Raw genomic sequence first — 20,400 nt, forward strand, 5'->3', positions numbered from 1 at the left:
AGACAGGTCAGGGGGTTGTGAGGAAGGCCGTGACTCCGCTGGTGACGGCGGACGCATATTCCTGCTGACCGTCCGGGCTCGTCATGCGCGCTGCCTCGTCGGCATTTCGCATGTTGCCGAGTTCGACCAGAATCGACGGCCGCTGCGACAGATTGAGTCCCGTCAGATCGGCGCGTGGTGCCAGCCCGTCGTCACCGATGTAGGTCGACGGGGTGAGTCCGGCTGTGACGAGTGAGTCGCGCATGGTTTCGGCAAAGGTGACGGACGGGCCGGCCTGCACCGCGTTCAGCGGGGGCGCGGAGTAGCAGACGTGGAAGCCCTCGGCTCCGGCTGCTGCGCCGTCCGCGTGAATGCTCACCACTACGTCGGCGCCGGAGGAATTGGCAGCTTCGGCGCGTGCGTCGACGCAAGATCCGACGCTGATGTCGTCCGGTCGACTCAGGACCACTGTGGCGCCTTGGCCTTCGAGTTCGCTCTTGACCAGGCTCGCGACTTCCCAGTTGAAGGTGTGCTCGGGGAACCCGGCATCGGTGTTGGTGCCGGTGGTCTGGCAGTTCTTGGTGCCGCCGCGGCCCGTGGGGACCTGGGTGTTGATGCTGTCGTCGTTCGCCCCGCTGTGCCCGGGATCGAGGAAGACGACATTGCCGGTGAGCGCAGCGGGGACGTCAGCGGCGACAGTGCTCAGCGGAGACACCTCGACCGAAGTCGTGGCCTCGGCAGTCTCGGTCGGAATCGTGCACGCAGCGCTCAGAAGCCCGGCCCCGACCACGGCGATCAGGGCAGTGGAGCGGAACACACGAGATGCCATGTTTGACCCTCTTGACGGTTTTACGGTGTCTGACTGGTTCCGGCGCACCCGCTCACGGTAGCGCGCACCGACTACGCTGGTGGGGATAACTCTGTAGAAAGGACCGCTCGTGCAACCAGGTGGAGCACCCGACATGTCTGCTCTGTTGGCTCAGGCTCAGCAGATGCAGCAGCAATTGATGGCGGCGCAGCAGGAAATGGCTCAGGCCGAAGTGACCGGTCAGGCCGGTGGCGGACTGGTTGTCGCCACGGTCAAGGGCACCGGCGAGGTTGTCGGTCTGCAGATCGATCCCAAGGTCGTCGACCCCGAAGATGTCGAGACGCTGCAGGATCTGGTGATCGGCGCGATCGAGGACGCTTCGCGTAAGGCACAGGAAGTCGCTGCTGAGAAGCTCGGCCCGTTGGCCGGCGGACTCGGCGGAGGCCTTCCCGGTCTCCCCGGCTTCTAGAAACGAGAACGCGTGTACGAAGGTCCGGTTCAGGATCTGATCGACGAACTCGGGAAGCTTCCCGGAGTCGGGCCGAAGAGCGCTCAACGCATCGCTTTTCACCTGCTCTCCGTGGAGCCTCCCGAGATCGACCGTTTGAAAAATGCATTGCAGCGCATCCGTGACGGCGTTCAGTTCTGCACGGTGTGCGGAACTGTCTCCGATCAGGAGAAGTGCCGCATCTGCGCCGACGCACGTCGCGATCGCACGGTGATCTGCGTCGTGGAGGAACCGAAGGACGTTCAGGCCGTCGAGCGCACCCGTGAGTTCAAGGGTCGCTATCACGTGCTCGGCGGTGCGCTCAATCCGCTCTCGGGGATCGGGCCTGACCAGTTGCGTATCCGGGAGTTGTTGGCTCGCATCGCAAATCAGGAGGACGGCGTCGACGTGTCCGAGGTCATCATCGCCACCGACCCCAACACGGAGGGTGAGGCGACAGCTACCTATCTCGTTCGCATGATGCGAGACATTCCGGGGCTGACGGTGTCTCGGTTGGCTTCGGGTCTTCCGATGGGTGGCGATCTCGAATTCGCAGACGAGTTGACGCTGGGTCGGGCATTGTCCGGCCGTCGTGAATTGTCGCGGAACGCTTGATGAGCGGCACGGAGCAAGGTCAGCAGGTGCGTCGTACGTCCGAGCAGACGCGTGCGCAGATCATCGCGTCGGCCGGGAAAGCATTCGCGACTCGGCCGTACCGCGAAATCACGCTCAAGGACATCGCCGAAGACGCAGGCGTCAGCGCGCCTCTGATCATCAAGTACTTCGGTTCCAAAGAGCAGTTGTACGACGAGTTGGTCGACTTCCGGGCAGCGGCGGTCACGGTCTTCGATGCCCCGAACGACTCGCTCGGCGAGCGCATGGTCTCGCTGTTCACCAAGCCGTTGGAGTCGTACAAGCCGCTGTCCATGAGCTTGTTGTTCATGAGCGGCGTCAGTGAAGAGAGCAACCGCAAGCTGCGCGAGAACTATTCGACGCAGATGATCGACACCCTCGCCGCTCGCCTGTCCGGCCGCGACGCGAGATTGCGCGCGGAACTGGCGATGTCGATGGTGGTCGGAGTGGCGATCATGCGCCGACGGATGATGGCCGGCCATGCCACCGGCACCCAGGACGAGGTGGTTGCGCTGTACGCACCGCTGGTGCAAAAGCTGCTCGACGGGTGAGCGGCGTCACAATTCTTGCTAGGTAAATATCCGTTCACCTAATGTAGGTGAACGGATATTTACCTAGTGAGAACAGGCGGTGTGGGGTGACGACGCTCGACCGTCCGCCGGGCACGCCTGCAGTCACCACCTCCGATGCGGGACTCGCGCAGCCGCGCTCCCGCTTCCTGTTCCCCATCGTTGTCGCCGCCGCAGTGTTCCAGGCTGTTCTGCAGACGGTCATCGTTCCACTGCTGCCGGAGTTGCCGCACTTCACAGGCGCTGGACGTACGGCCGTGTCCTGGCTGGTGACCGTCACGTTGCTGGTCGGCGCGGTGGTCACTCCCATTTTCGGCAGACTCGCCGACATGTTCGGCAAGAAGAAGATGCTTCTGGTTGCTTTCTCGATGATGACTCTCGGCTCGATGTTGTGTGCGCTGTCGTCGGACATCGCTGTCCTCATCTTCGCGAGAGCGTTGCAGGGAGCCGGGTCGGCGGTCATCCCCATCGGAATCTCCATGCTCCGTGACGAATTGCCACGCAACAAGGTCAACGGCGCAGTGGCCATGATGAGTTCGACGCTCGGCGTCGGAACCGCTTTGGGCATACCGTTTTCTGCGATGATCGCGCAGTACTCGAACTGGCACGTCCTGTTCTGGGTAACCACCGCCATCGGGCTGTCCGTGACTCTTGCTGCGGTGCTGTTCATTCGAGAGTCCGAGCCGAATCCGTCGGGAAGATTCGACGGCGTCGGGGCGGTTGGTCTGAGCGCCGCGATGATTGCTCTGCTTGTGCCGATCACTCAGGGGTCGAGTTGGGGGTGGACCAGTGGAGCGGTGATCTCCATGCTGGCCGCGTCGGCGGTGCTGTTCACGCTCTGGGTAATTCAACAGCGGCGCAACGTCAATCCGCTGGTCGACGTCCGTGCTCTCGTGAAACGTGCGGTGTTGATCCCGCATCTGGCGGCTCTGCTGGTCGGGTTCGCGTTTTTCGGGAACACACTGATCACCACACAACTGCTGCAGGGGATGAAGGGGCCGGGTGCCGGGTACGGCCTGTCGATCATCGCGGCAGCGCTCTGCCAGATTCCGGCGAGTATCGCGATGGTGCTGTTCTCACCGGTTGCGGTGCGTATCACCGACCGCTTCGGTTCACGGACCGCGATGTTGACCGGCGCCGTGTTCCTCGCCGGCGGGTACGGGATTCACGCCGTTGCCGGTAAGCCGCTGTGGGGAGTGGTTGCAGCACTGGGTATCACAGCGGTCGGGACTGCCATCGTGTACAGCACGCTCTCGCTGCTGATTCTGGTTGCCGTACCTCGTCAGCGACTGGCGGCTGCCAACGGGGTGAACTCACTTCTGCGGACGTCCGGAAGCACGATCTGCAGTGCGACGGTGGCAACCATTCTCGCTGCATTCGTGATCAGCGGTTCGGAACATTCCACGTCGTGGACCGGATTCTCCGTCGCCTACCTGGTGTGCGCGGGCTGCGCGGTGGTCGTGTTCGCGGTGTCGATCCTGTTGCCGCAGGGACGAACCCCGAAACATCTGGATTTGCCGGATCTGGTCAGGCGACCCTGAATCCCGAGAGGAAGAGCGTGATCATCAGATCCGCGAACTCGTCGGTGGTGTACTTCTGGCGATCCGGCCAATGCGTTGTCGACCACAAGGTGTCTCGTACCGATCGATAGAAAATTTCCGGTGCCACGTCTTTGCGGAAGATTCCCTGATCGACGCCTTCGGCAATCGCTTTCATCCAATGCTCGCGGACTTGGCGGGAAGGCCCGTCGACGGATTGCAGGAGATCGTTGTCGCGAAGATAAGCCCGATCGTTCTGGTAGATCGCCGTCGGGTGCGGGTGTAGTTCGATGACGACCAGCGTCTCGCGGATCAAGCCGCGCAGGACTTCCTCGGGGTCGTTTGCCGTCTTCTCCACCTGATCGAAGCGGAGCTGAATGTCGGTGATGAAGCCGCGCATGAGCTCGGCAACTATCGCATTCTTCGACTTGAAGTAGTGGTAGAGGCTGCCCGAGAACACACCGGCGGCGTCGCCGATCTCGCGAACGGTCGTGGTGGCGACACCCTTCCTGGCAAACAGCTCGGCTGAGCTCTCCAGGATCTTCTCCCGACGATCTGGTGATGCCACTGAAATCTCCACTGGTTGTCGGTCCTGCTCAGGGCAGGGTTTCGGGGGTGCCGGGCTGCCGGCGTCGAACGTAGCGCAATCCTGCCTGATAGCTCCGGCTCGAACCAATTCGTCGGTGAGATCGCGTGTTTCCACTTCCGGATTCCTATGCTAGCTTCAAAATCAAGCGCTTGCTCAACTTTCGTTCACGGAGGATTTCAGTGCAGAGCCTGCAGACGCAGTTTCCGAATTTCATCGGCACAGAGGCAGAACCACCCCGCGTCGCCCGCTACGCCGTCAACGAGGCGATGATCCGCAACTGGGTCGAGGCGCACGACGACCGCAACTCGATCTACGTCGACGCAGAGGCCGCCCGCAGTACCGGTCGTCGAGACGTCGTCTGTCCGCCCGCCATGATCTCGACCTGGGTGATGGCGGGTTACCGACGTTATCGGCAGGTCCAGCAACTTCGTGCCGACGGAGTCTCCGAGGACTTCGCCTATTCACGACTGCTGGCGCTGTTGGACGAGGCCGGATACACCTCCGTTGTCGCGACCAACGTCGAGCAGGAGTATTGCGCGGAGCTGAGCCCCGGTGACCACGTCACCGCGCATTTCACCATCGAAGCGATCTCGCCGTTCAAACAGACGGCTCTCGGTCACGGGTGCTTCATCACTCTGTTCAAGAAGTACGTGGACCAGGACGGAAAGACGCTGGTCGAAGAGCGCTTTCGACTGCTCAGATTCAAACCAGATGCCCAGACAGATACCAAGCCCGAAGCCCAGGAGGTAATCGCATGAGCGAGACTGGCTCCCGCCACACCGCGGTGCCGAGACTCACCGTCACCGACGACAACGATTTCTTCTTCTCCGCGGCCAAAGAGGGTCGCCTCGAGATCCAACGGTGTGCGGATTGCAAGACTCTGCGCCACCCGCCAGCGCCCGCCTGCCCGGAATGCCGCTCGTTCAGTTGGGACACAGTCGAATCCACGCGGCGATGCACGTTGCACAGCTTCACGGTCATCCATCACCCGAAGGATCCTGCTTTCGAGTACCCACTCGCCGTCGGACTCGTCGATCTCGAAGAAGGCACGCGTCTGGTTGCCGACATCGCGGGGATCGATCACGAGGAACTCGAATTCGGCATGGAACTCGAAGTGACCTTCTCCGAGCACGCTCACGGCGAGATGCTGCCGCAACTGAGGCGACGGGGTTCGGTGCAATGACGAAACTGATTGACTGCGAAGTGGGTTCGGTCCTCCCCAGCCTCGAATTGCCGTTGGATCGAACGCTGATCGTCGCCACCGCGATCTCTTCTCAGGATTTCGAGGACGTGCATCACGATCCGGGCAAGGCACGGGATCGCGGAACTCCCGACATCTTCATGAGTATCAACACCACCAACGGGCTCATCGACCGCTACATCACCGACTGGTCCGGTCCGGCGTCACGGATCGTCAAAACATCACTACGGCTTGGTGTTCCGAACTTCCCCGGAGACACCATGACATTCACCGGCAAGGTCACCGCCACAGACGGCCGGGCGCTCACCGTGACGGTTCTCGGGAAAAACGCCCGCGGAACACACGTGACGGCCGACGTGACTCTCGAACCGGTGGAAAGGGTAATCGCATGACACGAGGATTTTCGAGGCAAGCAGCCATCGCCGGAATCGGCGCCACCGAGTTCTCCAAGAACTCCGGCCGCAGCGAATGGCAGTTGGCGTGCGAATCCGTGATCGCCGCACTCGACGACGCTCACATCGAGGCAGAAGAGGTGAACGGATTTGCGCTGTTCACCATGGAGAACAATCCTGAGATTGCGGTCGCACGCGCCCTCGGGATCCCGGAATTGACGTTCTTCAGTCGAATTCCACACGGCGGCGGCGGTGCCTGCGCACCGGTTCAACAAGCAGCGCTTGCCGTCTCCAGCGGAGTTGCCGACGTTGTGGTCGTCTACCGTGCCTTCAACGAAAGATCAGGTCACCGATTCGGCGCCGGCCCGCCACCTTTTGCGTACAACGCGTCGACGGACCAGGAGTATCGGAACTGGATCAACCCGTACGGGCTTCTGACCCCGGCGCAGCAGGAAGCCTTCCTCGCCAAGCTGTACATGCACAAGTACGGGGCAACAAGCGCCGACTTCGGCCAGATCTCGGTCCTCTCACGCAAGCATGCGGCGAACAACCCCAAGGCCTGGTTCTACGAACGCCCGATCACTATCGAGGACCATCAGAACTCACGCATGATCGCCGATCCCATCCGCCTGCTCGACTGCTGCCAGGAAAGTGACGGCGGACAGGCGCTGGTGATCGTCAGTGCGGAGCGCGCCCGCGACCTGCCGCACAAACCTGCGGTCATCAGTGGCGCTGCGCAAGGTGTAGGTCCGCAACAGATTTCGATGAGCAGCTACTACCGAGACGACATCGACAGCATGCCGGAAGTCGAACTCGTGGCGCGCCAACTGTGGGACCAGGCCGGTATCGGGCCGGACGACATCGATGCCGCAATTCTCTACGACGCTTTCACCCCGATGGTTCTGCTTCAACTCGAGGAGTACGGATTCTGCGGTCGGGGCGAGGCAAAAGACTTCATCTCCGACGGCAATCTCGAGCTGGACGGTCGCCTGCCGATCAACACCCACGGCGGTCAACTCGGTGAGGGATACATCCACGGCGTCAACGGTATTGCCGAAGGTGTTCGCCTGATCCGCGGCACCTCCACCAATCAACCGACCAAAACTCTGGACAACGTGCTCGTGACCGGCGGCTCTCCCGTCCCGCACAGTGCGCTCGTCCTCTCGGCAGATCGCTGAATCTGCCGCCTATTCGAGAAAGCAGGAACAAGATGAGCGAGCGGATCACCTACGCCAGGGCCACCCACGGCGAGGAAGAAATACAGGCTGTTGTCGACGTCTTGCGCAGCGGGCATCAAGGATTGCGCATCGGCAAGAACGTCTTCGAGATGGAAGAACGTATCGCGGCCTTGGCCGGCAAGAAGTTCGGCGTCATGTGCAACTCGGGATCCTCGGGTTTGTACTTGGCAGTCGAGCTGCTCGGACTGCCTGCCGGCAGTGAGATCATCACGTCGCCGTTGACGTTCTCCACCGACATCGCACCGATCGTGCGTGCCGGTCTGGTGCCGGTGTTCGTGGACGTGGAACCCAACACGTTCAACGTCGACGTCACCAAGATCGAGGCAATGGTCACCGAGAAGACCGGTGCCATCCTGATGCCGAACCTCGCCGGCAACTGCCCGGACTGGGACGTCATTCGTGATATCGCTGATCGCCATGGACTCAAAGTGATCGAGGATTCGTGTGACGCGATCGGCGCCACGCTCCGCGGTACTCCCACCGGGTCTCGGGCGGACATCGTCGTCACCAGTTTCTCGATGGCACACATCATCACGTGCGCGGGAACCGGTGGAATGGTGTGCGTCGACGACGAAGCCAGCCGTGACAAGGCGTTGCTGCTTCGCCGCTGGGGCCGTCGTAGCGAGCCGAACCTGTTCGGCAGTACCAAGTCCGGCCGAGTCTTCCGTGAAGAACTCGACGGCGTCGACTACGACAACGACTTCATCTTCGAGCTCATGTCGTGGAACTTCGAGCCCTCCGAACTTGGCGCAGCTTACGGCGTCGTGCAGCTCGACAAGCTGGAACAGAACTACAAGACGCGTAAGGCAACATTTGCGGCCTTCTCGGCGGCATACGGCGCCCATCCTGAATTCTTCACGACGCCGGTAGAACTCGACGGTCTCGACACGGCGTGGCTGTGTTACCCGGTGATGATCAACGAGAACGCCCCCTTCACGCGCAGCGACCTGCAGGAAGCCATCGAGGCCGACGGCATCGACACCCGAACCGTGTGGAGCGGCAACGTCACTCGTCACCCCATGATGAACAACATCGAATTTCGCCAGCCGGCCGAAGGTTTGCCGGAAGCGGACGCAGTTTTTGCCCGCGGCATGACACTCGGCATGAGCCACGGTTTGCGTGACGACGAAGTTGCTCGGATTGCGGAGAGCATCAATCGCTTCGCCGCGAAGTGGAAGTAGCATGACCGATCGCTTCGAAGGACGCCGAGCGCTTGTCACCGGTTCCAGCCGCGGAATCGGTGCAGGCGTCGCAGAGAGGCTGGCAGCGGAAGGCGCTGACGTCGCTCTCGTGGCCCGGACGCTCGGTGCACACGCAACCCTGCCGGGCAGTCTCGAAGAGACTGCGGCTCGAATTGCCAAGTACGGAAACAAAGTCGAGATAGTTGTCGCAGATCTGACGGACGAGCAGCAGCGCGACACCGTTGTGCCGCTGGCGATCGAGAAGCTTGGCGGGACGATCGACATCCTGGTGAACAACGCGGCAGCGGCGATCTATCAGCCGCTCTCGGATTACCCACTGCGGCGGCGACGGTTGATGTTCGAGGCAAATGTCCATGCACCGCTCGATCTGATGCAAGCCGTGGTGCCGGGGATGGTGGCAAACGGATACGGCTGGATCGTGAACGTGTCCAGTGGCACCGTCAAGCCGTGGCATGGCCCGCCGTTCACGTGGGTCGAACCGGGAACTGCCATGACCGTGTACGGCGCGTCCAAAGCAGCGCTCAACAGGATGAGCAACGGCATGGGCGTGGAACTCTACGGCCAGGGGGTTCGCGTCAACACGGTTCAACCGCGGGCAGCGGTGCTCAGTGAGGGCGCCAGAGTCCTGGTCGGTGAGACTATCCGGCCGGATCAGGTCGAATCTATGGAAGAAATGGTGGAAGCGGTCACAGCGCTGTGTGATTGCGACACCGAGTTCACCGCGCGCTCGAGCGTCAGCTTGGACCTGATCGACGAGTGGTCCCTGACCGTGCGTGGTCTGGACGGCGCAGCATTACCGGAGAACCCAGCATTACGAACCGAGGAGTTGGCATGAAGCCCGTCATCGTGGACGCAGCACGAACGCCGTTCGGCAAGCGTGAGGGTTGGCTGTCCGGAGTCCACGCGGCGGAACTGTTGGGTTATGCGCAGAAAGGCGTGCTGGATCGGGTGGGCGTGGATCCTGGCGCGGTCGACCAGGTCATCGGCGGCTGTGTGACGCCTCTCGGTGAGCAGTTCGGAAACATCGTGCGTACGTCCTGGATGCATGCGGGCCTTCCGTTGGAAGCGGGCTGCACCACGATCGACGCGCAGTGCGGAACCGCGCAGCAATCGGTGCAGTTGATTGCCGGGCAGATTGCCATCGGTGCAGTCGACGTGGGTGTGGCGTGCGGTGTGGAACTGATGTCGCGGGCACCACTCACCTACAAGGTGGGTACCGGCCTCGGAACACCACGTCCGGAGTCGTGGTCACTCGATACCGTCGACCAGTACACCGCAGCGGATCGGATTGCTGTCAAGCGCGGTTTCAGCCGCGAGGATCTCGACTCCTTCGGGCTGCGCTCGCAGCAGCGAGCCGCAGCAGCATGGGAGGCAGGACGCTTCGACTCGCACATCATCGATGTGGTCGCTCCGGGCTCTGACGCTCCGGTTCATCGGGATCAGGGTCTGCGCGAATCGAGTCTCGAAGGACTCGCGAAACTGCGGACCGTTCAAGAGGGCGGATTGCACACCGCTGGAACGTCTTCGCAGGTCTCGGACGGTGCGAGTGCCGCTCTGCTGATGTCCGAGGATCGAGCCAGGATGCTCGGGGTGCGGCCGCGGGCAAAGATATTGGCGCAGTGCGTCATTGGCGGAGACATCGAGTTCATGCTCGACGGTCCCGTGGACGCGGCAAACATCGTGCTCGGCCGCACCGGTCTGACGATCGACGACATCGACCTGTTCGAGGTCAACGAGGCATTTGCTTCGGTACCGATGTCGTTCGCGCAGGTTCACGGCGTCGATCCCGAATTGCTGAACGTCAACGGTGGTGCAATCGCGCTGGGCCACCCGGCCGGTGCAACCGGAATCAGACTGTTGGCCAATGTCATCGACGAACTGGAGCGTCGGGACAAGTCCATCGCACTGATCGCGATCTGCGCGTCCGCCGCAACAACCTGCCTGATTCTCGAACGCATCTGACAAGAACCGAAGATTGAGGAACCTGCCATGGCACTGCCCCTGCTCGAAGATCACCGTGACCTGGCGGAAGCGGTAGCCGCATTCGCGAACCGCTTCGGTGGAATCGCCGATACGCGGAGCAACGTCAAGCGGTACGCCGCCGGTGATCGGCCGGACTCGTGGGATGGATTGGTCCGTCAGGGACTGCACGCAGTGCACCTGCCGGAGCAGTACGGCGGTGACGGGGCAGGGCTTGCCGAACTGGCGGTGGTAGTCGAGCAATTGGGTGATGCGCTTTACCCGGGGCCGTACGTTCCGACGGTCATCGCCAGTGGGATCCTCGCGAAAGCTGCCGGCCCGGCTGCGGAATCAATGCTGATCGAATTGGCCACCGGCGCAACCGGAGCAGTCTGCACCGGCGTGGGATTGCGCGCGGCTCGCAGCGATGCAGGGTGGACCGTGAGCGGTTCTGCCGACCCGGCTCTAGGTCTACCCGGAGCCGATGTCGTTCTCGTGCAAGCGAACAGCGAAGACGGCGAGTTGTGGTTCCGGCTCGAGCAGTCGTCTTCCGCTGCGGTGGAGGTCGAAGACGGAGTGGATCTGACACGCTCGATCGGGACGCTGACGTTGACCGATCACAAGGTCGACGCTGGGCTGATCGTCGAGGGTCTCCAGGCGCACCGAGTCGAACTGATCGTCAACACGGTGTTGGCTGCGGAGGCGAGCGGTATCGCCGGGTGGGCGCTACGCACCGCGGTCGACTACGTGAAGTCCCGGCAGCAGTTCGGCCGTCCGGTCGGAAGCTTCCAGGCAGTTCAGCACAAGGCGGCCATGATGCTGGTCCGCTCCGAGATTGCCTGTGCCGCAGCGTGGGACGCAGCTCGGTCCGAAGAGCACGGCGAGGATCAGCAGAGACTTGTCTCGGCTCAAGCTGCGTTGGCCGCTTTGCCCGTCGGCATCGAGAACGCCCTCGAATGTGTCACGTTGCTCGGCGGAATCGGATTCACTTGGGAGCATGACGCGCATCTGTACTGGCGCCGGGCAATCAGTATCGCTGCGGTGGCGGGTTCCGAGGTGAAGTGGGCACACACGTTGGGAGACCGGTCTGCCGATTCGGAACGGGATTTCTCCTTTGTAGACCCGGACATGCTGCCTGAACTACGAGAGCAGGTTCGCAGGGTTCTGGACGAGGTTGCGCTGCTGCCCGACGACGGAACCACCAGCGCCAGTTGGGCGCCGGCCAAGGGGAGCGCTCGACGCGCCCGATTTGCCGACGCCAAACTGGTAGCCCCGCACTATCGGGCGCCGTACGGGCTGGGAGCAGGACCGAGAGAACAGGCCGTCATCGCACACGAATTCGCGATGCGAGGTTGGGCTCAACCGTCCACGGTGATCGGGGAATGGGTGCTGCCCACGATTCTCGAACACGGCAACGCCGAGCAGCAGGACAGGTTCGTCGAGCCTTCGCTGCGCGCCGACATCATCTGGTGCCAGCTGTTCAGTGAGCCGGGCGCGGGATCAGACCTGGCCGGTCTGAGCACGAAAGCGCGCAAGGTCGACGGTGGCTGGGTCCTGTCGGGTCAGAAAGTGTGGAACTCGGGCGCGCACGAGGCCGATTGGGGAGTATGCCTGGCGCGTTCCGACGCCGACGCTCCGAAACATCGTGGGCTGTCGTACTTCCTGGTCGACATGACCTCGAAAGGTATCGACGTACGTCCGCTGAAACAAGCCACCGGTAAGTCGGAGTTCAACGAGGTATTCCTCGACGACGTCTTCGTCCCGGACGACTGCCTGGTGGCGGAGCCGGGGCAAGGGTGGAAGCTTGCTGCGACAACGCTGTCCAACGAACGCCTGAGTATGGGCAGCACGCTGCACCACGGTTCGAGTCGGCTGTTCCGTCAGGTTATCGCCGACGCGAGCCACGACTGCCCTCGCGAAGACGCAGTGGAGGGCCTCGGCCGCAGTATCTCTCGTGAGTTGGCACTGTCCGCGATGAATCTACGCGGGGTGTCGGCGCGACTGGCGGGTCAGGAACCGGGCGCCGAGATCAGCGTGTCGAAGGTGTACAACGCCCTGGCGCAGCGTGAGGGCTCGCGGGATCTGTTGCGACTGCTCGGACCTCGTGCCGCCGTTGTCGACCCGTCGGCGAATTACGCGATAGACCACATCGGACTTCCCTCGATTCTGTTCGGCGGCGGAACCGTCGAAATTCAACTCAACGTCATCGCGCAGCGCGTACTCGGCCTGCCGCGTTCGTAGATCTTAGGAGTTTCACCATGTACTTGGATTTGTCGGAGGAGTCGAAGACTCTGCGCAAGGAATTGCGCGCGTACTTCGCGGAGATCATCAACGACGAAGACCGCCGTGCTCTCGTGGATCAGACCGAAGGCGGCCCCGTCTTCGATCGCATTCTGCGCCGAATGGGTAAAGACGGTTGGCTGGGCTTGGGGTGGCCGGAGGAATTCGGCGGCCGGGGTGAGAACCCCGAAGCTCTGTACGTGTTCTACGACGAAGTGATTCGCGCCAATGCGCCGCTGTCGCTGGTCACGCTGAACACCGTCGGACCCGCTCTGATCAAGCACGGGACGCAAGCTCAGAAGGACTTCTTCCTACGTCCGATCCTGGCGGGCGAATTGATCTTTGCCATCGGCTACACCGAACCCAATGCGGGCACCGATCTCGCGGCCCTCGAAACACGCGCCCGCATCGAGGGTGACGAGCTTGTCATCAACGGCAACAAGATCTTCACCAGCGCCGGTGTGTTTGCCGACTGGGTCTGGCTTGCCGTTCGCACCGATCCCGACGCGCCTACGCATCAGGGCATTTCCGTGGTCCTGGTGCCGACCAATTCGCCGGGGTTCTCGGTCACCGAAATTCACACCGTGGGCGGAATCAGCACTTCGGCAACCTATTACGAAGATGTTCGGGTGCCGATCACCAATGTCGTCGGTGAGCTCAATCAAGGGTGGAAGCTCATCACCAACCAGCTCAACCACGAACGTGTTGCCCTGGCGGCACGCGGTGGTATAGCCAACGAGCTCTTTGCCGAGGTGGTCGAATGGGCAAAGACCGAACCCGCCGGTGACGGCCACGTCTACGACATCGGCTGGGTACGTGAGAAATTGGCGGAAGTCTACGCGCTGCTCAGTGCTGCCGACCTGATGAACCTACGACTGGTGGCGGACGTCGCCGCCAACACCTTGGGCGGCGGGGATTCGGCCGCGGCCAAGATCTTCGGTACCGAAGCCGTCGTCAGTGCGTACGGCATGCTGCAGGAAGTGCTGGGCGCCAAGGGCTTACTGCGCCCCGGCACACCCGGAGCGGTACTGGAAGGGCGGGTCGAGAACCTGGGTCGACGCGCCCAGAACAACACCTTCGGCGGTGGTACCAACGAAGTGATGCGTGAAATCGTCGCCGCAAAATGTCTGGGCATGGCGCTTGCTGCGCGTCGCCGGCCCGCTGCACAGAACGAAAAGAGCTGACATGGAATTCGAATTCGACGACAACTTGTCCGCCGTGCGGGATCTGAGTGAATCGATCTTCTCGGCGAAGTCCGGAGTGGACCGCCTGCGGGAAGTAGAGGGCGCCGGCGGTTTCGACGCCGAACTGTGGAAGCTCCTCGCCGACTCCGACGTTCTGGGAATTCCTCTGCCAGAGGAAGTCGGGGGAGCGGGACTCGGAATGCTAGGCCTGGCAGCGGTGCTCGAACAACAAGGCCGCCGGGTCGCCCAGGTGCCGCTCTGGTCGGTGATTTCGACGGCAGCGCTGCCGATTGCCGAGTTCGGCAGTACGGAGCAGAAAGCGTCGTGGATTCCGGGACTGCTCGACGGCTCGGTGATCGTCACCGGCGCCTTCGACACCGGCTACAACGCCGAGACGGCAGTTCGCGCCGAGCCGGCTCCTGACGGCTGGGTTCTGTCGGGCCACGTCGACTCCGTACCGGCCGCCGAGTTCGCTGCCGCACTGGTGGTTCCGGTGACGATGCCGGACGGCGGTGTCACCGTGATGATCGTGCCGACGGACCGGGACGCGCTGGTGCGTACACCGCTTGCGGTGACGAACCGCGAGAGCAACAGCGCTGTGCAGTTCGACGGGGTTGCGGTTACTGCAGCTGACGCACTTCCCGCAGACGGCGCGGTGGTTCGAGACTGGACGTTACGACGTGCACGGGTGGCTCTGGCGGCCCTGGCTACCGGCGTCTGCGAGGAAGCGCTGGCGATGACGGCGAAATACACCTCCGATCGAGTGCAATTCGGACGTCCACTCTCGACCAACCAGGCAGTTGCCGTCCGGGCCGCCGACGCGTATCTCGACACCGAGAGCACCAGATTGACCACCCACCGCGCTGCCTGGCTGATGGACAGCGGAGTCGAGAGTGAAGCGGAAGCAGCGGCGCTGGTCGCCAAATGGTGGGCGTCGCGTGGCGGTTTGCGCGTGGTGCACGCGACCCAGCACATGCACGGCGGAATCGGCGCGGATGTCGACTATCCGATTCACCGCTATTTCCTGTGGGGACGGCAGATCGCCTTCACTTTGGGGAGCGCGGGGGCGATAGGCGCCGAACTCGCCGATCAGTTGGAGATCCGAGCCCAGATCGGGGCGTCGGCGTGAATATCTGAGACGACAGGTTCCAGTCACGGGCAGCGCGTCGGCAATCATCGCGCTGCTCTGCCCTTCGTGAATCGCACCAGTTCGTTCATCAGGCCGTTGGTTCCGCGGGACCCGCACGAGCCGCACCGGGTGGCGACGCCGCTCGAACTGCTCACCGACCTCTGCTTCGTCGTGGCGGTCGCTCAAGCGGCCACCGGCCTGCACCACGCGATCAGCGAAGGGCACGCGGCTTCGGGCGTCGGGCACTTCGCGATGGCGTTTTTCGCGATCTGGTGGACGTGGCTGAATTTCACGTGGTTCACCTCGGCGTACGACAACGACGACGGAATCGCCCGGCTGCTGACCATCTTCCAGATCCTCGGATCGCTGGTCCTTGCAGCCGGCATCGTCCGCTTCTTCAACGACGACGCCCTGCTGATCATCGTCGGCTACGTCATCATGCGAATAGCACTGGTCATCCAATGGCTCAGGGTCTCGCGGAACGACCCCGAGCATGCGCTCACGGCGCGTCGATACGCTCTCGGAATCGTGTTGGTCCAGATCGGTTGGATCGGTTTCTACTTCGTGCCGTCCGCCGTTTACGTCCCGACGTTCCTGGTGTTGGTTCTGTGCGAATTCGCGGTACCGATCTGGTCGGAGAAGCCGGGCATGACGCCGTGGCACCCGCATCACATCGCGGAGCGGTACTCGTTGTTCTTCATCATCGTTCTGGGCGAGACGATCCTTTCGACCACCATCGCGATTCAGGACGCGGTCGACGGTGAGCATCCGGCAGCGCAGGTCACCTACGTCGTGATCGGCGGCATTCTGATTGTCTTCAGCCTGTGGTGGTTGTACTTCCAACGCAATGCAGGCGAAGTGATCGGCGGTGACAACGTCTCACCCTTCGTCTGGGGGTTCGGTCACTACTTCATCTTCGCCGCCGCTGCCGCCATCGGTGCGGGGTTGGCCTCGCGCGTCGACTTCTGGACTCATCACGGTGACGGCAGCGCGTTGGTGACGGGTGCTGCCGTCACCGTTCCGGTCGCGGTCATCCTTGCCGCCTTGTGGTTCATCCACATTCGACTACACGACTCCTCGGTACGCACCCTCGTGCCGTTCTCGGTCGCGATAGTCGTCGTGCTCGGTGGTACCTACACCGCGGTGCCCGAACTGGTCGCGGGACTGGCCTGCGCCGCGCTGTTGGCCGTGGAACTGATTCTGACCGAGGGCAAATCCGAAACCGTCTGAACCGGGTCAGCGAATCGCGAGTCGCTCCTTGCGGAGCTTGTCGACCTCGGGCAGATGCAGGGGTTCAAGCTCGTTCACACCCAAGGCGCGCATGAGCAGGAGGTCCGCGAGTTCGGGGTTGCGAGCCAAAGCGGGTCCGTGCATGTACGTCCCGATCACCGAACCCTGCACGACGCCTTCGAATCCGTCGCCGACGCCGTTTCCGACACCATGGGTGACACGTGCGAATCCAGAGGCTGAGCTACCCAGAGTTGTTCCGCCGCGGTGATTCTCGAAACCTGAGAGGGGCGCGGTGAGTCCGTCGATCAGCGGCTTCGTGATGACTTCGCCGATGGAACGCTTCTCCTGCGGCGAGGTTGTGACGTCGAGCATCGAGACACCGTCGACGCGTTCGCCGCTGGAGGTTTCGTACCAGTTGCCGAGCACCTGAATGGCAGCGCAGATCGCCAGAACCGGTGCGCCACGCTCTGCGGCGCGTTGCAGACCAGGGTATTTCGCGAGGTGACGCGTTGCGAGGCGCTGAGCGGAATCCTCGGCGCCACCCAACGTGTACACGTCGAGCGAATCGGGGACCGGATCGCTGAGGGTGATGTCCACGATTTCGGCGTCGTAGCCGCGCATCCGCAGACGCTGACGCAGGATCAGGGCATTGCCGCCGTCGCCGTAGGTGCCCATGACGTCGGGGAGTACCAGACCGATGCGAACTGTCGAGTCAGACATTGCGAGACTCCTTCGCGATGGCAGTGTTGAGGTCACGGAAGGCTGTGTAGTTCGCCAGTACCTCCACACGTCCGGGAGGGCAGGAAGCGATGGCGCGCAACGGGTCCGGGTCGAGAGTGTGCTCGACGCCCGCGTACGTGAGGCGAACTGCCAGATCTGTTCCGCGTTCACCGGCGGCCACTACCTTGACACCTTCGAAGTGCTCGAACTTCACGTCCCACAGCCAGGAGAGGTCCTCGCCGTCCGGCACCTGACCGTTCACCGCGATGACCAGACCGTCCACCGTGGGATCGATCATCGACAGCGCTTCCTGCCAGCCGGCGGGATTCTTCGCGAGCAGCATGTGAACGGAGTGCGGTCCGACCTCGACGGTGCTGTATCGACCCGCGACTTCTTGAACCGTCGATGCGGCGGCAACTGCCCCGACCGGATCTGCACCCAAAGCCGCTGCAGCCGCTACGGCCTGAGCTGCGTTGCCGCGGTTGGCTTTTCCTGGGAGGGTCAACGTCATCGGAATCTTCAGGCCGTCGGGGCCGTAGAGATTGTCGTCGTCGAGCCACCAGGTCGGCTCGGGCCGCGCGAAGTCGGAACCGGTACTGCGCCAGTGCTTTCCCTCCCACACGATGGGTTCGCCGGTGCGCGGGCAGCTGACGGAATCGCCGGCCCAACCGCCGCCGGCAGCAACCCACACGACGTTGGTGGCGTCGTATGCCACGGAGGTGACCAGTACGTCGTCGCAGTTGGCGACGATCACCGCATTCGGATGCGCGTTGACGCACGCGCGCAGTTTCCGTTCGATCATGTTGATCTCGCCGACCCGGTCGAGTTGATCGCGGCTGAGGTTGAGCAGCACGATCACTTCCGGGTTCACGGCGTCGGCTACGTGGGGGACGTGCAGTTCGTCGACCTCGAGTGCCGCCAGCGTCGCATCGGTACGCGCGGCCAGGGCGGCCACGATCCCGGCATCCATGTTGGCGCCGTCGGCCTGCGTGGCGACGTCACCGAGTGTCGCGAGCGCTGCGGCGGTCATACGCGTGGTCGTCGACTTGCCGTTGGTGCCGGTGACCACGACGGTGCGCTTGCCGCGTCCGAGCTGAGTCATGAGCGTCGGGTCGATCTTGAGGGCGATCAGCCCGCCGATCATCGAACCCTTGCCGCGACCGGCCTTCTGCGATGCCCAAGATGCTGCTGCGGCAGCTCGCATGGCGAGCTTTCCGCGCGCTGTGATCGATAGTCCAGTTCCCACGGCCCGAGTTTGGCACAGGGCGTCGTCAGACGCCGAGTCGCGCCGGTGGTGAGGCTGCAGGTGTGTCCGAGAAAACAGTGTTCGCGGGCTTACGCCTCATCTGTGCGGCGCTCGCTCCGGCGATCACGATGACCGCCCCGACCAGTGACAACGGGCTCGGATCCTCGTGCAGGAACAGCCAGGACGCGCCGATTCCCACGACTGGCACCAGCAAGGAGAGCGGCGCCACCATGCCGGCGGGATAGCGGCCCATGAGCATCGTCCAGAGCCCGGATCCGGCGATGGTGCCGAGCAGAATGATGTAGGCCAGTCCGACCAGCGACGGCCAGGCGTCGGCGCTGAATGCGGTGCCGAGTGCGTGCCAGCCGACTGTGGGGCCTTCGACCACGGCTGACAGTGCGAGCATCGGTAACGGCGGGATGACACACATCCACAACATCAAGCGCATCGGTGCAGGCTCGCCGACGGTGTTTGCCGCAGCCAAGCGGCTGCCGAGATTGCCGAACGCCCAGGACAGGCCGCCGAGGAGTGTGAGGACGACGGGCAGCAGTGCCGCGTGGTGCGAGCGGTCCCAGCCGATCAAGGACATCCCGCCAACGGCGACGGCGATACCGGAGACTTGCCAGACGCTGAGCTTCTCGCGGAGCAGGAAAGCGCCGAGTAGGACGGTGAACGGTGCTGACGACTGCAGGACAAGTGATGCAAGGCCCGTCGGCATCCCCGAATGCATCGCCCAGAAGAGGAAGACGAACTGGCCGAATCCGAAACCGAATCCGTAGAGCAGCAGCCAGCGGAGCGGCACCTGTGGACGCGGCACGAAGATGACCACCGGAATCGCGATGATCAGAAACCGCAGCGCTGCGAAGAAGAACGGCGGGAAATGATCCAGGCCGACGCGAATGGCCAGGAAGTTCAGACCCCACAAGACGATCACGGTCAGGCCGAGGAGACGGTCGCGGGGAGTCATGCGTTAATCGTGAGCCTTACGAAGCATCAGAACAAGCGAATATAGATGCACTATCCATGTAGTTTTGCTACATGGATATTCGTCACCGTATGGATGCCACGCGCTTGCGAATCCTCCGCGAGCTCGCCGACCGAGGAACCGTCGGCGCTACTGCTCTCGCCCTCTCGATGACGCCGTCCGCCGTCTCGCAACAACTCAAGATCCTCGGACGAGAAGCGGGGGTCTCGCTCCTCGAACCGGACGGGCGCACGCTGCGCCTCACCGACGCGGGTCGAGCGCTGGTGCTTCGCGCCGACGACGTGGTGGCGGCGCTAGACCGGGCGGCGGACGAGATGGCGTCGTACCGAGGCTCGCCGCGGGGAAAGGTGCGAGTCGCGTTCTTTCCCTCCGGCGCGGCGCTCCTGCTGCCCGGTGTCCTGACGGCGCTGAAGAACTCGGACGTGGACATCGACGCCTACGACGTCGACAAACCGGCGTCCGCCGTCCCTGGGCTGTTGGCCGATCACGATGTGATCCTCACTCACCGTGACGAACGCGGAGCCGAGACGTCGTTTCCCCGGGTAAGCGTGCAACCGCTGATGCGTGAACCGATCGATCTGGTGCTGCGGCCTGATCATCCACTCGCCGAGCAGGATTCGGTCCGGCTGGAACAATTGGCCGACGAGAACTGGATAAGCGTGCGCGGCGGGTTTCCGGTCGACGACGTTCTGCTGTCGGTTGCGTCGGTAACCGGCGTCCAGCCTCGCGTCGCTCATCGGATAAACGATTTCCGCGTCATCGAAGAACTGGTGGCGGCGGGCCACGGCGTGGCTTTGATGCCGCGATACGCGATCACGCATCCCGGAGTTTCGAGGAAACCGGTGGCGGGAGTGCGCGCTGCACGAGTTTATGAATTGGCAACTCGGTTACACGCCAACCGCAGTCCGGCTATCGGAGTCGTGCTCGACGCCTTTCGTGACGTCGCGCGTGCTGTCGGTGAATGAAGGCTGTCGGTGAATGAAGGGCCGTTGGTGAATGAACGGCTGTCGGTGAATGAGCAGCTGTTGGTG

The 20,400-nt window shown here is 62.9% G+C and carries 21 protein-coding genes; 16 read left to right on the forward strand and 5 right to left on the reverse strand.

From position 1 onward, the window contains the following. Positions 1-7 precede the first annotated feature (7 nt). Positions 8-808: an Rv3717 family N-acetylmuramoyl-L-alanine amidase gene (locus tag G9U53_RS12715; RefSeq protein ID WP_165638745.1), complete on the reverse strand. Its 801-nt coding sequence runs from the start codon at positions 806-808 to the stop codon at positions 8-10. A 109-nt stretch (positions 809-917) separates the two neighbouring features. Here G9U53_RS12715 and G9U53_RS12720 point away from each other — a divergent pair, with 109 nt between their 5' ends. The 4 genes from G9U53_RS12720 (at position 918) to G9U53_RS12735 (ending at position 4,017) form a co-directional block, all read left to right on the forward strand. Continuing rightward, positions 918-1,256, forward strand: a complete 339-nt coding sequence (locus G9U53_RS12720) for a YbaB/EbfC family nucleoid-associated protein (protein ID WP_003943929.1) — start codon at positions 918-920, stop codon at positions 1,254-1,256. Positions 1,257-1,268: 12 nt separating this feature from the next. Then, positions 1,269-1,889, forward strand: coding sequence for a recombination mediator RecR (recR, locus tag G9U53_RS12725; protein WP_003943917.1), 621 nt, complete (start codon positions 1,269-1,271; stop codon positions 1,887-1,889). Then, on the forward strand, positions 1,889-2,458 hold the full coding sequence (locus G9U53_RS12730) for a TetR/AcrR family transcriptional regulator (protein WP_054188608.1): 570 nt from the start codon (positions 1,889-1,891) through the stop codon (positions 2,456-2,458). The genes recR and G9U53_RS12730 overlap by 1 nt, the downstream gene beginning before the upstream one ends. 86 nt (positions 2,459-2,544) lie before the next feature. Then, a complete protein-coding gene (locus G9U53_RS12735) occupies positions 2,545-4,017 on the forward strand; it encodes an MFS transporter (protein ID WP_007731537.1) in 1,473 nt (490 codons plus the stop codon). Here the strand turns inward: G9U53_RS12735 and G9U53_RS12740 are convergent. Continuing rightward, the gene (locus G9U53_RS12740) at positions 4,004-4,717 is read right to left on the reverse strand and encodes a TetR/AcrR family transcriptional regulator (protein WP_172827063.1); all 714 of its coding nucleotides are present in this window, start codon (positions 4,715-4,717) and stop codon (positions 4,004-4,006) included. The genes G9U53_RS12735 and G9U53_RS12740 overlap by 14 nt on opposite strands. Positions 4,718-4,782: 65 nt before the next feature. Here G9U53_RS12740 and G9U53_RS12745 point away from each other — a divergent pair, with 65 nt between their 5' ends. The 11 genes from G9U53_RS12745 to G9U53_RS12795 all read left to right on the forward strand — a co-directional run bounded on the left by G9U53_RS12745 (position 4,783) and on the right by G9U53_RS12795 (position 16,418). Then, the gene (locus G9U53_RS12745) at positions 4,783-5,361 is read left to right on the forward strand and encodes a MaoC family dehydratase N-terminal domain-containing protein (RefSeq protein ID WP_063315206.1); all 579 of its coding nucleotides are present in this window, start codon (positions 4,783-4,785) and stop codon (positions 5,359-5,361) included. Beyond that, a complete protein-coding gene (locus G9U53_RS12750) occupies positions 5,358-5,786 on the forward strand; it encodes an OB-fold domain-containing protein (protein ID WP_054781277.1) in 429 nt (142 codons plus the stop codon). The genes G9U53_RS12745 and G9U53_RS12750 overlap by 4 nt, the downstream gene beginning before the upstream one ends. Next, positions 5,783-6,196, forward strand: coding sequence for a hypothetical protein (locus G9U53_RS12755; protein ID WP_054781276.1), 414 nt, complete (start codon positions 5,783-5,785; stop codon positions 6,194-6,196). Before G9U53_RS12750 ends, G9U53_RS12755 begins: the two co-directional genes overlap by 4 nt. Beyond that, on the forward strand, positions 6,193-7,374 hold the full coding sequence (locus tag G9U53_RS12760; protein ID WP_042447777.1) for a lipid-transfer protein: 1,182 nt from the start codon (positions 6,193-6,195) through the stop codon (positions 7,372-7,374). The genes G9U53_RS12755 and G9U53_RS12760 overlap by 4 nt, the downstream gene beginning before the upstream one ends. Positions 7,375-7,406: 32 nt before the next feature. Then, complete coding sequence (locus G9U53_RS12765) at positions 7,407-8,615, forward strand: DegT/DnrJ/EryC1/StrS aminotransferase family protein (RefSeq protein WP_047271586.1); 1,209 nt, start codon at positions 7,407-7,409, stop codon at positions 8,613-8,615. Position 8,616: 1 nt separating this feature from the next. Further along, complete coding sequence (locus G9U53_RS12770; protein ID WP_042447783.1) at positions 8,617-9,471, forward strand: SDR family NAD(P)-dependent oxidoreductase; 855 nt, start codon at positions 8,617-8,619, stop codon at positions 9,469-9,471. Further along, on the forward strand, positions 9,468-10,598 hold the full coding sequence (locus G9U53_RS12775) for a steroid 3-ketoacyl-CoA thiolase (RefSeq protein WP_007731522.1): 1,131 nt from the start codon (positions 9,468-9,470) through the stop codon (positions 10,596-10,598). The genes G9U53_RS12770 and G9U53_RS12775 overlap by 4 nt, the downstream gene beginning before the upstream one ends. Positions 10,599-10,625: 27 nt before the next feature. Next, complete coding sequence (locus tag G9U53_RS12780) at positions 10,626-12,836, forward strand: acyl-CoA dehydrogenase (RefSeq protein ID WP_058038229.1); 2,211 nt, start codon at positions 10,626-10,628, stop codon at positions 12,834-12,836. Positions 12,837-12,853: 17 nt separating this feature from the next. Beyond that, positions 12,854-14,059, forward strand: a complete 1,206-nt coding sequence (locus tag G9U53_RS12785; protein ID WP_058038230.1) for an acyl-CoA dehydrogenase family protein — start codon at positions 12,854-12,856, stop codon at positions 14,057-14,059. 1 nt (position 14,060) lies between these two features. After that, positions 14,061-15,188 (forward strand): acyl-CoA dehydrogenase family protein, encoded by a 1,128-nt coding sequence (locus G9U53_RS12790; RefSeq protein WP_058038231.1) that lies wholly within the window; start codon positions 14,061-14,063, stop codon positions 15,186-15,188. Positions 15,189-15,254: 66 nt separating this feature from the next. Next, a complete protein-coding gene (locus tag G9U53_RS12795; protein WP_047271595.1) occupies positions 15,255-16,418 on the forward strand; it encodes a low temperature requirement protein A in 1,164 nt (387 codons plus the stop codon). 6 nt (positions 16,419-16,424) lie between these two features. Here the strand turns inward: G9U53_RS12795 and G9U53_RS12800 are convergent, their stop codons facing one another. From G9U53_RS12800 to G9U53_RS12810, 3 genes are read right to left on the reverse strand one after another with little or no spacing between them, the layout of a single operon-like run. Beyond that, positions 16,425-17,138: a hypothetical protein gene (locus tag G9U53_RS12800; protein WP_007731510.1), complete on the reverse strand. Its 714-nt coding sequence runs from the start codon at positions 17,136-17,138 to the stop codon at positions 16,425-16,427. Next, positions 17,131-18,384 carry a MurT ligase domain-containing protein gene (locus G9U53_RS12805; RefSeq protein ID WP_003943457.1) on the reverse strand — a complete coding sequence of 418 codons (1,254 nt, stop codon included), beginning with the start codon at positions 18,382-18,384 and terminating at the stop codon, positions 17,131-17,133. Before G9U53_RS12805 ends, G9U53_RS12800 begins: the two co-directional genes overlap by 8 nt. A 25-nt stretch (positions 18,385-18,409) precedes the next feature. Continuing rightward, the gene (locus tag G9U53_RS12810; RefSeq protein WP_003943484.1) at positions 18,410-19,351 is read right to left on the reverse strand and encodes an EamA family transporter; all 942 of its coding nucleotides are present in this window, start codon (positions 19,349-19,351) and stop codon (positions 18,410-18,412) included. 89 nt (positions 19,352-19,440) lie between these two features. Between G9U53_RS12810 and G9U53_RS12815 the strand changes: the two genes are divergently transcribed. After that, entirely contained in the window at positions 19,441-20,334 is an 894-nt protein-coding gene (locus G9U53_RS12815) for a LysR family transcriptional regulator (protein WP_003943476.1), read from the forward strand. Positions 20,335-20,400: the final 66 nt, after the last annotated feature.

Origin of the sequence: Rhodococcus sp. D-46, assembly GCF_011290655.1 — a bacterium.
GTDB classification, from domain to species: Bacteria; Actinomycetota; Actinomycetes; order Mycobacteriales; family Mycobacteriaceae; genus Rhodococcus_F; species Rhodococcus_F qingshengii.